Origin of the sequence: Mesorhizobium sp. M0306 (genome assembly GCF_040321655.1) — a bacterium.
In the GTDB taxonomy this organism is placed as follows: domain Bacteria; phylum Pseudomonadota; class Alphaproteobacteria; order Rhizobiales; family Rhizobiaceae; genus Mesorhizobium.
Genome location: NZ_JAMYRY010000011.1, coordinates 106,704 through 119,652 on the forward strand (window position 1 = coordinate 106,704; position 12,949 = coordinate 119,652).

General features: G+C 64.5%; 9 protein-coding genes. 4 read left to right on the forward strand and 5 right to left on the reverse strand.

What is annotated here, in order from left to right; genetic code table 11:
• Nucleotides 1-75 precede the first annotated feature (75 nt).
• Nucleotides 76-888 carry a LuxR C-terminal-related transcriptional regulator gene (locus NKI95_RS17680; RefSeq protein WP_352718435.1) on the forward strand — a complete coding sequence of 271 codons (813 nt, stop codon included), beginning with the start codon at nucleotides 76-78 and terminating at the stop codon, nucleotides 886-888.
• 32 nt (nucleotides 889-920) lie between these two features.
• Here NKI95_RS17680 and NKI95_RS17685 read toward each other — a convergent pair whose 3' ends face one another.
• From NKI95_RS17685 to NKI95_RS17705, 5 genes are all read right to left on the reverse strand, one after another.
• Nucleotides 921-2,990, reverse strand: coding sequence for a 3-hydroxyacyl-CoA dehydrogenase NAD-binding domain-containing protein (locus NKI95_RS17685; protein ID WP_352718437.1), 2,070 nt, complete (start codon nucleotides 2,988-2,990; stop codon nucleotides 921-923).
• A 308-nt stretch (nucleotides 2,991-3,298) separates the two neighbouring features.
• Nucleotides 3,299-4,246 (reverse strand): ABC transporter permease, encoded by a 948-nt coding sequence (locus NKI95_RS17690; protein ID WP_352718440.1) that lies wholly within the window; start codon nucleotides 4,244-4,246, stop codon nucleotides 3,299-3,301.
• Nucleotides 4,247-4,248: 2 nt separating this feature from the next.
• Nucleotides 4,249-5,223, reverse strand: a complete 975-nt coding sequence (locus NKI95_RS17695) for an ABC transporter permease (RefSeq protein WP_352718442.1) — start codon at nucleotides 5,221-5,223, stop codon at nucleotides 4,249-4,251.
• 1 nt (nucleotide 5,224) lies between these two features.
• A complete protein-coding gene (locus NKI95_RS17700) occupies nucleotides 5,225-6,745 on the reverse strand; it encodes a sugar ABC transporter ATP-binding protein (protein WP_352718444.1) in 1,521 nt (506 codons plus the stop codon).
• A 47-nt stretch (nucleotides 6,746-6,792) separates the two neighbouring features.
• Nucleotides 6,793-7,806 (reverse strand): ABC transporter substrate-binding protein, encoded by a 1,014-nt coding sequence (locus tag NKI95_RS17705; protein ID WP_352718446.1) that lies wholly within the window; start codon nucleotides 7,804-7,806, stop codon nucleotides 6,793-6,795.
• 217 nt (nucleotides 7,807-8,023) lie between these two features.
• Between NKI95_RS17705 and NKI95_RS17710 the strand changes: the two genes are divergently transcribed.
• The 3 genes from NKI95_RS17710 to zwf are packed head-to-tail and all read left to right on the forward strand — an operon-like array spanning nucleotide 8,024 to nucleotide 12,939.
• Entirely contained in the window at nucleotides 8,024-10,477 is a 2,454-nt protein-coding gene (locus NKI95_RS17710; RefSeq protein ID WP_352718449.1) for a glucan 1,4-alpha-glucosidase, read from the forward strand.
• A gap of 46 nt (nucleotides 10,478-10,523) precedes the next feature.
• Nucleotides 10,524-11,540 (forward strand): phosphogluconate dehydrogenase (NAD(+)-dependent, decarboxylating), encoded by a 1,017-nt coding sequence (gnd, locus tag NKI95_RS17715; RefSeq protein WP_352718451.1) that lies wholly within the window; start codon nucleotides 10,524-10,526, stop codon nucleotides 11,538-11,540.
• Nucleotides 11,541-11,562: 22 nt separating this feature from the next.
• A complete protein-coding gene (zwf, locus tag NKI95_RS17720) occupies nucleotides 11,563-12,939 on the forward strand; it encodes a glucose-6-phosphate dehydrogenase (protein ID WP_352718453.1) in 1,377 nt (458 codons plus the stop codon).
• Nucleotides 12,940-12,949 lie beyond the last annotated feature (10 nt).

The window sequence follows — 12,949 nt, forward strand, 5'->3', positions numbered from 1 at the left end:
TCAGAGCCAATGGCAGCTAGTATATACCTCCCAGGTGGTATATTTCGTCTATTTTCTCGTCTAGAGGGGTATGAATTGGGCGTTTCGCGCAGCGATGAATACAGCCAGCTCGCTGCGCTCATCGCAGCGACGCGGGAGACGAGCGGCGAGCTTTTCGGCAAGGCAATGGTCGCCTGGCTCCGCCAGCATGTCAGCTTCGATCATTGCGTGATCTTCGGCTATCGCGGCGCCTCACGCCCGCCGCTGCTGTTCGAGACATTCTCGCCGGCCGAAAGCCATGTCTTCGTCGCGCTCTATCAGGAAGGGCCTTATCTGCTCGATCCGTTCCACCATGCGGCAGTCGAGCGCAAGGAAGGCTTTTGGCGCATGCGCGAATTGGCGCCGGATCGCTTCTATGCCAGCGAATATTACCGCTCCTATTACAGCCAGACCAGACTTGCGGAGGAGGTCGGCTTTTTCGTGCCGCTGCCGGGAAAGGACGCGCTGGTGCTCTCGCTGATGCGATTGCGAGTTTCGGGACCTTTCGGAACCGCCGATGCGAGGTTGCTGCGCGACATGGCGCCTGCGGTGATCAACCTCATCAGGCTGCGCTGGCCTACCCTTCCGGCTGACGGACCGGTTGGGGCGAAGCAAGACGAGGCGATTGCTCCGGTCAGCGAGTTCGAACGTGCTCACATCTGGAAGAGCCTTTCGCTCACGCCGCGCGAACAGCATGTCGTCGATCTGGTGCTTCAGGGCCATTCCACGGAATCAATCGCCAGGGCGATGCGCATCGTGCCGGGAACCGTAAAAGTTCATCGCCGCAACATTTACCGCAAGCTCAAGATAAAGTCGCAGGCTGGTCTGTTCGCACGTTTCGTCGAGATCATGGACGCGCGGATTCGATAGCCCACGGTTTCGGAACGGCCTCGTTCGGGCAGTTAGCTGGCAACGCCGTCCCAGGAACCGGTTTCGGCCATTTGCCTGAGCAGAGGTGCCACCCGAAAGACGTCCTTGCCGGTCTGCTGGTGCCAGTGATCCAGCCGCCGGATGATCTTGTCCACGCCTTCGAGGTTTGCCCAGAACATCGGCCCGCCCTTGCCAACCAGGAAGCCGTAGCCGTTGACCCAGACGACGTCGATATCGGAGGCGCGGGCGGCAATCTTTTCCTCGAGGATTTTGGCGCCCTCGTTGATCATCGAATAGAGCGTCCGCTCGATGATCTCCTCGGCTCCGATCGCGCGCGGCGCAATGCCGCGTTCGGCAGCCTTGTTACGGATGAGCGCTTCGACCTCGGGATCGGGCAGCGGCGTGCGCGAACCGTTCTCATAGCGATAGAAGCCGCTGCCGGTCTTCTGGCCGAAACGCCCCCGTTCGCAAAGTGCATCTGCAATCATGGCCGTCTGGCCGCGCGCCTTGCGGTTGCGCCAGCCTATGTCGAGGCCGGCGAGATCACTCATCTCGAACGGCCCCATCGGCCAGCCGAAATCGGTGAACACCTGGTCGACCTGGCGCGGCATTGCGCCTTCCAGCAGAAGCGTCTCCAGTTCCGCACCCCGCGCCGCCAGCATGCGGTTGCCGACGAAGCCGTGGCAGACGCCGACGACGACCGGCACCTTGCCGATCCGCCGTGCCAGATCGACGATGGTCGCCAGCACGTCGGGCGAAGTCTTGTCGGCGCGGACGATTTCCAAAAGCTTCATGACGTTAGCCGGCGAAAAGAAATGCATGCCGAGGAGATCTTGCGGCCGCGAGGTCGAAGCGGCGATTTCGTTGACGTCGAGATAGGAGGTGTTGGTGGCGAGGATCGCGCCCGGTTTGGCCACGGCATCCAGCCTGCCGAATACCTCCTTCTTGACCGCCATTTCCTCGAACACGGCCTCGACGATCAGGTCGCAATCGGCGAGGTCGGCATAGTCGGTGGAACCCTTGAACAACCCAAGCCGTTCGCGCTTGGCATCTTCGCTCAGCGAACCGCGGATGACGGAAACGGCATAATTCTTGTCGATCGTCGCCAGCCCGCGCTGCAACGCCTCCTGCGTTGTTTCCAGCAAGGTTACGGGAAGACCGCCATTGGCGAACGCCATGGCGATGCCGCCGCCCATCGTGCCGGCGCCGATGACGCCGACCCTGCCGATCTTGCGCTTGCCGACATCCTTGCCGGGGATCTTTGCCGCCTCGCGTTCGGCGAAGAACAAATGCCGCTGCGCGCGCGATTGGTCGCCGGTGACAAGTTTGAGGAACAGGTCGCGCTCCGCCGCCAGCGCTTCGTCGAAGGGCAGCGTCAGGGCGTTACGGACCGAATGCGCACAGGCGATCGGCGCCTCGAGGCCGCGTGCTTTTTTGGAAAACGCTGCGGCCTGCTTGTCGAAAGCCGGCAAGTCGGCCTGGTCGAGGCGATCATTGCGGTCGCGCACCGGCGTGAAGGGACCGCCTTTGGCGGCCATGTCGGCCGCAAAACTCACCGCTTGCGCGATCAGGTCGCCGTCGAAGACGGCATCCACCAGGCCGTCGGCGAGCGCCTCGGCCGCACCGATCGGCGTTCCCGAAACGATCATGCTGAGCGCCTTCAGCGGACCGACGAGGCGCGGCAGGCGGACCGTGCCGCCGCCGCCCGGCAGCAGGCCGAGCTTGACTTCCGGCAGGCCGAGCCTTGCCCCTTGGTCGGCAACACGGAAATGGCAGCCGAGCGCCAGTTCCAGGCCGCCGCCGAGCGCAGTGCCATGAATGGCGGCGACCGTCGGCTTGGCGATAGTTTCCAGCACGCGGACGATGGCGCGCAGGTCCGGCTGTTTAACGGGCTTGCCGAACTCGGTAATATCGGCGCCTGCAACAAACGTCCGCCCGGCGCACGCTATCACGATTGCTCCCACCGACGGCTCGTCGCGCAGGGAAACGAGCGCCCGCATCAACGGCTCGCGCACATGGAAGCTCAGCGCGTTGACCGGCGGATTGTCGATGGTCACCACCGCGACGTTGCCATGCCTTGTGGTGCTGACGAAATCGGACACGCAAACCTCATATAATGATGTTGGCCAATAGCGCGACGGGATTTACATGGCCAATGCTCGGATGGGAACCGGATGTTTTCCGGCAGGCTCGCCGCCGCAGCGATCGCAAACCTTGGGAGATTGGCCGAAACATTTCTCCCTTCGTCATCCTGGGGCGGAACAAGGAGCGAAGCGACGCAGTGCAGACCCCAGGATCCATGCCGTGACGCCTGCGTTTCGCGGCGATGCAGAATCTGTTCCGCTCGCATTCCTCGGCAAGGGTCACGGCATGGATCCTCGGGTCAAGCCCGAGGATGACGAAGGTGTGGTCAGCGCAGCGCCTTCTGCCCGCCGGCGGCGGTAATGACGCCGACGATGATCAGCCCTGTCAGCACCAGGCGGACGCCGACGCTGACGCCGAACGTGTTGAGCATGGTCAACAGCAGCACCAGGAACAGCGCCGCGCCCCAGACCCCCGGCACATTGGCCTTGCCGCCCGCCACCGACGTGCCGCCGATGACAACGACCGCGATCGAGGCCAGCAGATACTCATTGCCGATATCGACGTTGGCGCCGCGGAAATAACCGGCGAGCAGTGCGCCGTCGAGGCCGCCGAGCGCGCCCGACAGCGTGTAGGTGAGGAAGCGGGTGCGGCCGACATTGACGCCTGCCAGCCAGGCGGCGCGGATGTTCTGGCCGATCGCCAGCACCGAGCGTCCGTAGATCATGCGCTGCAGCACGATGCCGGCGCCGATGGTGAACAGCGCGGTGAGGATCGCCAGCACCGGGATGCCGAACACCTGCCAGTTGGTGAAGTCGGCAAAGCCCGGCGGCGGCTTGATCTGCAAGCCGCGCCCATAGCTGATGTCGACCGACTGGATGACGAAGCTGGCCGACAGCGTCGCGATGATCGGCGGAATGCGCAGCGCCCATATCAGGAGGTAGTTGACGGCGCCGATCGCCATGCCGCAGGCAAGCGCTGCCAGCAGTCCGACCGCGATCATCGCATCATTGCCGTCCATGACCTTCATGGCGACGGCGCTGGCAAGGCCGATATTGGCTGGCAGCGACAGGTCGACATTGCCCGGCCCGAGCGTGATGACGAACATCTGCCCGACGCCGACGATGACGGTGAAGACGGCTAGCGACAGCGCCGCCGTGATCATGCCGCCGCCGCCATAGCCGCCGGTGAAGGCGATCGTCGCCAGCCATACCAGCAGCGCCCCGAAGAACGACCAGATCCAGGGTCTGGCGAGCAGTGTCCGCAGCGAGGCCATGCTCACCTCTCCCTGCGGCTGATCAGCACCCGCGCCGCCAGCACGATGATCAGGATGGCGCCATTGGCGGCGACCTGCCAGTCGGGCGGAATGTGCATGAACGTCAAGAGCGGCGAGGCCGCCAGTGCCAGCGTCAACGCGCCGATGACGGCGCCGATCGGCGACACCCGGCCGCCGACGAACTCGCCGCCGCCGAGGATGACGCCGGCGATCGAAAGCAGCGTATAGCCATTGCCGATATTGGCATCGGCCGAGGTGGTGATGCCGATCAGCGCCATGCCGGACAAAACGCCGAACAGGCCGGTCAGCGCAAATAGTGCGATCTTGGTGCGCAGCAGCGACCAGCCGGCGCGCTTGAGTGCGGCTGAATTGCCGCCCGATCCACGCAGGATGACGCCATAGGAGGTGCGCATCAGGCCAAAGTGGACGACGGCTGCGATCAGCAATGCCGCGATGATCGGGAACGGAATGAAGGGTGGCTTGAAGGCCATCAGCGCCAGCAGCCAGTCCGGCGCCTTGCCGCCGGGCTTGGGCAGGATGAGGATGGCCAGGCCCTGCCAGACGAAACTCATGCCGAGCGTCACCACGATCGAGGGCAGGTTGCGCAGATGGATCAGCGCCCCGAGCAGCGCGTAGACGCCGATCGACCCGAGCAGGATGACGACGCCGAGCAGCGGCGCGTCCTTCAACCATGTCGCCGTAACGCATCCGACGAAGCCGACAAAGGTACCGATCGACAGATCGAGCTCGTTGCCGGCGATGACAAACATCTGCGCGATCGTCGCCAGTGCGATCGGGATCGCCAGATTGAGCATCAGGCTGAAACCGAAGTAGCTGATGGCGCGCGGGTTGAGACAGGCGATGGCGATGAGCACCAGCGCCAGCGACAGTGCCGGCAGCAGGCTGCGCAGCATGCGAGCCCGCCTCGTGGCGCGAGCCGAAGATTTTAGCCCATTCTCGATGGATACCGCTGTCATCTCAGGCCGCGTCGCCGAACGAGGACTGGATAATCTTTTCCTCCGTCAGTTCGTCGCGACGAAGGTTGGCGACGATCCGGCCGTTCTTGAACACATAGATGTGGTCGCAATTGTCGAGCTCTTCGGTTTCGGTGGTGTACCAGAGGAAGGTGCGGCCATGGCGAGCCTCTTCGCGCACGAGGTCGTAGACTTCGAGCTTGGTGCCGATGTCGACGCCGCGCATCGGATCGTCCATCAGCACGATCTTGGCGTCGGAGCCGAGCGCCCGCGCGAACAAGGCCTTCTGCTGGTTGCCGCCGGACAGCGAAAAGATGTTGTTGTTCATGTCGGGCGTACGGATGCCGATTTTCCGCTGCCACAACTCGGCGAGCTCGGCTTCCCGCTGCGGCGAGATCAAAAGGCCGTTGCGCAATCGCGCCAGCGAACGGATGCCGATGTTCTCGGCGATCGACCATTGCGGAAAAATCCCGTCCGACTGGCGGTCGCCGGCAACCAGCGCCACCGGCGCGGTGACCTCGATGCCGGTCTTGGCGCGGGAAGCCGCGGCAAAGATCGCCAGCAAAAGATCGGTCTGCCCATGCCCGGCAAGCCCGGCAAGCCCGATGATCTCACCGGCACGGGCGACAAGCTCGTTGCCGTCCTGCTGTCGCGCCGGACGCGCCCGGACCCGCAGCGGACCGGGCTCCGGCTTGCCGCTCGCAATCTCGGCCGCGGCCTTCTCGCGCGCCTCCGCTCCGCCCATCGCCGTCACCAGCCTGTCGCGGTCGAATTGATCGGCCTGCCCGGCGGCGACGACCTTGCCGTCGCGCATCACCACGATGCGGTCGGCGTTTCCGAGCACTTCGCCCAGCACATGCGAGATTAGGATGCAGCTCTTGCCGGCGGCTATGAAGCGTCGCACGAACGCCAGCAGCTGGCCGGCCGTTTGCGCATCGAGCGAGGAGGTCGGCTCGTCGAGGATGACCAGTTCGAGCGGCTCCTGCGTGACCGTGAAGGCGCGCGCCACTTCCACCATCTGCCGGCTGGTGATGGAAAGATCGCCGACGATGTCGGATGCCGAGATGCTGTGGCCGGGGAAGATCTCATCGAGCTTGGCGGCGATCAGATCGGTCGCCTTGCGCCGCCAGCCGAAGCCATTAAGCGACGCGTGGTTGATCCGCGTGTTTTCGGCGACGCTGAGATTGGGGCAGAGCGACAGTTCCTGGAACACGCAGCGTATGCCGAGCTGCTGCGCGCGCGGTACCGAATAACTTGCCTCGACGCCGCCGCGGACCGCGATCTGCCCGCTGTCGGGGGCAAGCGTGCCCGCCACCATATGCATGAGTGTCGATTTTCCGGCGCCGTTATGGCCGACGAGACCGACGCATTCTCCGGCACGAACGCTGAAATCGACACCGGCGAGCGCCCTGACGGCGCCGAAATGTTTTTCGGCGCCGTCCAGTCTTATGATGTCCGTGCTGGCGGCGCCGAAATGTCTTTCGGCGCCGTCAGGCCTGATGATGTCTGCACTGGCCTCGGGCATCCCTCAACGATACCCGGTTCGCCGCGGCGGCGACAATAGTGCCATGCTCACTTGATGTTGGTCTTAATCGCCGCGACGGCGTCTTCCTGCGTGTATTCGTGGCTGGCGACGCCGCCCTTCGGAATCTTCGGCAACGCGGCCTCGAAATCGTCCTGGGTGAAGGCAAGATAGGGGACCAGCAGGTCGTGCGGCACGTCGGTGCGGCCGTCGAGCACCTGCTGCGCCACCCAGAAGGCAAGCGTCGATACGCCCGGCGCGATCGAAGCCGACCAGGTCTGGTAACCGTCCTTGTCCTTCTGCTCCTTCCACCACTGCAACTCGTCCTGGCGATTGCCCATGATGATGGTCGGGCGCGGCTTGCCGGCAGCGGCGAAAGCCTGCGCCGCGCCATAGCCGTCACCGCCCTGGTCGACGACACCGACCACATCCGGCAGCGACGGCAGGATCGTCGCTACGGCCTTCTGTGCCGTGGTCTGGTCCCAGTCGCCGGTCACCGAGCCGACGATCTTGAACTCGGGATGGGCAGCGACGCCTTCGAGGATGCCGGCATGGATGGCATCGTCGATCGAGGTACCGGCGAGGCCGCGGATTTCCAGGAGGTTGCCGCCCTTGGGCTGGAATTTGGCCATCTGCTCGACTTCCTGCTTGCCCATGTCCTTGAAGTCGACGACCACCCGGTAGGCGCAGGGTTCGGTGACGATGCCGTCGAAGGAGACGACGACAATGCCGGCGTCGCAGGCCTGCTTGATGGCGCCGTTGAGGGCATCCGGAGACGCCGCGTTGATGACGATCGCGTCATAGCCCTGCAGGATCAGGTTCTGCACTTGGGCTGCCTGGGTCGGCACTTCCTTGTCGGCCGTCGTGAAGACGTCGGCGGCGCCGACCACCTTGTCGGCAACCGCCTTCTTGGTGACAATGCCGTAGCTGTCCAGCATCGCCTGCCGCCACGAATTGCCGGCGTAGTTGTTGGAGAAGGCGATCTTCTTGCCGCTGGTGTCGGCAAGCGCGGTACCTGCGGCAAGCATTGCCGCAAGGGCGCCCAAAACGAATATTTTCTTCATGTCATACTCCTCCCGTGAGTTGCTGTCTTATAGTGGCTAATGGCTGGCTGGTGGCTAATGGCTGATACGCTCATAATGCTGTTTTTTATCTATTATCAGACAAATGCAGATAGGCGACAAGCTGTCAACAGCAATCCATGGCCGGCGATCAACTTGCGGTGCAATCATTGAAACCGGTTCGACTCCTGGTCTAGGGATGGCGCTGGAGATCGATTGAATGGCAGCGAATCTTGCCCCGGGTGCACCCGGCATTCCGGCGCGCTGGACGTCGAGCGCCAAGAGCGGCGTCGGCACCGCGCTCTCGCCGGCCTGCCCGATCTGGTTCACCATTAGTCACGGTATCCTCAACGAGATCTACTATCCCCGCCTCGACAGCGCCTGCACCCGCGACCTGGGGCTGATCGTCACCGGACCGGACGGCTATTTCTCGGAAGAAAAGCGCGACGCCGAGCACAGCATCGAACCACTCGAGGACGGGGTACCTGCCTACCGGCTGGTCAACACCGCAAGCGATGGAACCTACAGGATCGAAAAGCGCATCCTGACGGATCCGGAACGTCCCGTCTTGCTGCAGCAGATTATGTTCACGCCGCTCAAAGGCGCGGCCGCCGATTACCGCGTCTACGCGCTGCTGGCGCCGCACCTCGTCAACGCCGGCATGGGCAACACCGCCTGGATCGACGACCATGAAGGACAGCCTGTCCTGTTTGCATCGGGACGCGGCACCTGCCTGGCGCTCGTCTCGTCGCTGCCGTGGAAGGCGTGCGCGGCCGGCTATGTCGGCGTCTCCGACGGCTGGCAGCAGCTTCGTCAAGGCGGCCGGCTCGATCCGGCCTGCCGCAGGGCCGAGGACGGCAATGTCGCGCTGATCGGCGAGATCGGCTTTTCGGCCGCAAACCCAAAAATATTGCTGGCACTGGGCTTCGGCACGACGCCGCAACAGGCGGCGGAGACTGCTTTCGCCAGCCTGAACCAAGGTTTTGGGCCCGCAGCCAGACCCTACATCGACAAATGGCGCCAATGGCAGTCTGGATTGCTGCCGCTGGACCGGCATGCGGCGTCCGGCCTCAATCCCTACCGCCTCAGCACGGCGGTGCTGGCGGCACACCGGTCGTCTGCCGGAGCAGCCGTTGCCAGCCTGTCGATCCCGTGGGGCTTCAACAAGGGCGACGACGACCTCGGCGGCTATCACCTGGTCTGGCCGCGCGATCTGGTCGAAACCGCCGGCGGCTTCCTCGCCGCCGGCGACCCGGCGGAAGCCTTGCGCATCCTTGGCTATCTGCGCTCGATCCAGCAGCCCGACGGCCATTGGCCGCAGAACGCCTGGCTCGACGGGTCGGTCTATTGGCCGGGCATTCAGATGGACGAATGCGCCTTCCCGCTGCTGCTCGCCGACGCGCTACGCCGCGCCGGCCATTTGCCGCCTGCCGCACTCTCCTCCTTCATGCCGATGATCGAGCGCGCTGCCGCCTATGTCGTGCGCAACGGCCCGGTCACCGGCGAGGACCGCTGGGAAGAAGACGCCGGCTACAGCCCGTTCACACTTGCGGTCGAGATTGCGGCGCTGCTTGCGGCTGCGGACATGTTCGATGCCGCCGGCAAAACAGAGCCGGCAAACTATCTGCGCGAAACCGCCGATATCTGGAACGATCAGATCGAGCGCTGGACCTACGTCGCCGGCACCGCCGCATGCGACGAAGCCGGCGTCGAAGGCTACTATGTCCGCATCGCCCCGCCCGAGACGGCCGGCGCGGCATCGCCGAAGGACGGCTTTGTGCCGATCAAGAACCGTCCGCCGGGCGATGCGAACCGCCCGGCCGAGGCGATCGTCAGCCCGGATGCGCTGGCGCTGGTCCGCTTCGGCTTGAGGGCAGCCGACGATCCGCGCATCCTCGACACGGTCAAGGTCATCGACGCGCAATTGCGCTGCGAACTGCCGCAGGGCCCGCTCTGGTACCGCTACAATGGCGATGGCTATGGCGAGCATGCCGACGGCGCACCCTTCGATGGAACCGGCCCGGGCCGGCCCAGGCCGCTGCTGGTCGGCGAGCGCGCGCATTACGAGTTGGCGGCGGGGCGCAAGGACAAAGCGGCAAGCCTGCTCGGCACGTTCGAGAACTCTGCCGGGCCAGGCGGCCTGCTGCCGGAGCAGGTCTGGGACGGTCCCGACATGCCGGAGCGCGAATTGCGGCATGGCGGCCCCTCCGGCAGCGCCAAGCCACTGGTCTGGGCGCATTCCGAGCACATCAAACTGCTGCGTTCGCTGCGCGACGGCACGGTGTTCGACATGCCGCCGCAAGGCGTCAAGCGCTATATCGAGGGCAGGACCGTGTCGCGCCTCAGGGCATGGCGCTTCAACCACAAGATCCGTACCATCCCGGCAGGCAAGGCGTTGCGCATCGAACTTCTGGCCCGGGCGGTGGTTCATTGGAGCAGCGACAATTGGGCAACCGTCCATGACACCGAGACCACCGCGAATCTTTTCGGCATCCATCTCGCGGAGTTGCCGGTTGCCGACGCCGCTCCGGGCAATAGCATTGTCTTCACATTCTTCTGGTCCGATGCCGGCCGTTGGGAGAACGCTGACTTTTCTGTCGGCATCGGCGATACCGGAGAGAGCATGATCCCGCAAAGTGGAGACCGGTTTTCGGAAAAGATCATGCTTCAATAACAGCGCCACTAGATCATCGATCCCTCAAGTAAGGCAGGACGAGACCATGCAGATAGGAATGATGGGACTGGGCCGGATGGGCGCCAACATGGTTCGGCGCCTGCTGCGTGATGGCCACGAATGCGTCGTCTACGATATCAACCCGGCGAGCGTCGCGGCGCTTGTGAGCGCCGGCGCGGTCGGAGCCGCCTCGATGGAGGAGTTCGTCGGCAAGCTGGCGAAGCCGCGCAGCGCCTGGCTGATGCTGCCGGCGGCGATCACCGGCAGGATCGTCGACCAGGTGGCCGCCTTGATGGAGCCGGGCGACATCATCATCGACGGCGGCAATTCCTATTATCACGAGGCCGTCGACCACGCCGCGCGCCTGGCGTTGAAAGGCTTGAGCTATGTCGATGTCGGCACCAGCGGCGGCGTCTGGGGCCTCGAGCGCGGCTATTGCCTGATGATCGGCGGTCCCGACAGCGCGATCCAGCATCTCGACCCGGTCTTCGCAACGCTGGCGCCCGGCGCCGACACCGCTTCGCCTGCCCCCGGCAAGGACGCCGGAACCGCTCCCTTCGGTTATCTCCACTGCGGGCCGAGCGGCGCCGGCCATTTCGTCAAGATGGTCCATAACGGCATCGAATACGGCGTCATGGCCGCCTATGCCGAGGGCATGAACATCCTGAAGTCGGCGAATGCCGGCAAGCGGCAGCGCACCGCCGACGCCGAAACCAGCCCGCTGGAAAACCCGCAATATTACCAGTTCGACATCGACATCGCTGAAGTGGCCGAGGTCTGGCGGCACGGCAGCGTCATCGGCTCGTGGCTGCTCGATTTGACGGCCGGCGTGCTGAAGGCCGATTCTTCGTTGACGCAGTTCGGCGGGCGGGTTTCGGATTCCGGCGAAGGCCGCTGGACGCTGAAGGCGGCGATCGACACCGGCGTGCCGGCGCCGGTGCTGTCGTCGGCGCTGTTCGACAGGTTCTCCTCGCAAGGCGAATCCGAATTCGCCGACAAGCTTCTGTCCGCCATGCGCTATGCCTTTGGCGGCCATGTCGAAAAACCCAAGGCCGGCTCGTGACGGGCGACAGGGAGGCACGCCCATGAGCCAGGAACGATCGGACACGCTGGTGCTTTTCGGTGCCACCGGCGATCTCGCCCACAAGAAGATCTTCCCCGCCCTTTACGCCATGGTGGCCAAGGGGACGCTGAGCGAGCCGGTGATCGGCGTCGCCTTCGATCCCTGGGACCTCGCCAAGCTGCAGGCGCGCGCCCGCGACGGCATCGTCAACGCCATCGGCAGCATCGACGAGAAGATCTTCGCCAGGCTTGCATCGCTGCTGCGCTATGTCAGCGGCGACTACCGTGCGTCTGCGACCTTCGAGAAGCTGAAAGCCGCACTCGGCAGCGCTGAGCGGCCGCTGCACTATCTGGCGGTGCCGCCGGCCATGTTCGAGGTCGTCGTCCAGGGGCTGGAACAATCCGGCGCCGCCCAGGGCGCGCGCCTGATGGTGGAAAAGCCATTCGGCCACGATCTGCAATCGGCGCGCTGGCTGAACCGGGTGCTGCATCTGGTCTTCGACGAGAAGTCGATCTTCCGCATCGACCATTATCTCGGCAAGGAGGCGATTCAGAACCTACTCTATTTCCGCTTCGCCAATTCCTTCCTCGAGCCGATCTGGAACCGCAATTACGTCGAGAGCGTGCAGATCACCATGGCCGAGGATTTCGGTGTCGAGGGCCGCGGCCGCTTCTATGACGAGGTCGGCTGCATCCGCGACGTCATCGAAAACCACCTGCTCAACATCCTCTTGCTGCTCGCCATGGAGCCGCCGGTCGGCCGCTCGGCCGACGATCTGATCGACGAGAAGGTGCAGGTGCTGCGGGCGATCCGGACGCTGACCAGGGACGATGTCGTGCGCGGCCAGTTCGACGGCTATCTCAACGAGCCGGGCGTGGCGCCGAACTCGCCGGTCGAGACCTTCGCGGCGGTGCGCTTTTTCGTCGATACTTGGCGCTGGCAGGATGTGCCGTTCTTCATCCGCGCCGGCAAATCCCTGCCGGTGCACGCCACCGAGGTCATCGTGCGGCTGAAGCGGCCGCCGCTCGACGTCTTCGATCCAATCAAACCCGGCGACTGCAATCACGTACGCTTCCGCATCGACCCGCAGGTGGCGATCTCGATCGGAGCCCGGCGCAAGGCGCCCGGCGACGACATGGTCGGCGAGCAGGTCGAGCTCACCGCGCTCGACGACTCGAAGGGCGACATGCCGCCTTACGAGCGGTTGATCGGCGACGCCATGAACGGCAACGGCCAGCTGTTCACCCGCCAGGACGCCAGCGAGCTCGCCTGGCGCATCGTCGGTCCGGTGCTCGGCGACACCACGCCGCCCCCTGTCTACGCGCCAAAGACGTGGGGGCCGGCCGAAGCCATGGCTGGATTCGGGCCGCCGAACGGCTGGATCAATCCAACAAAATGATTTCTGGGAG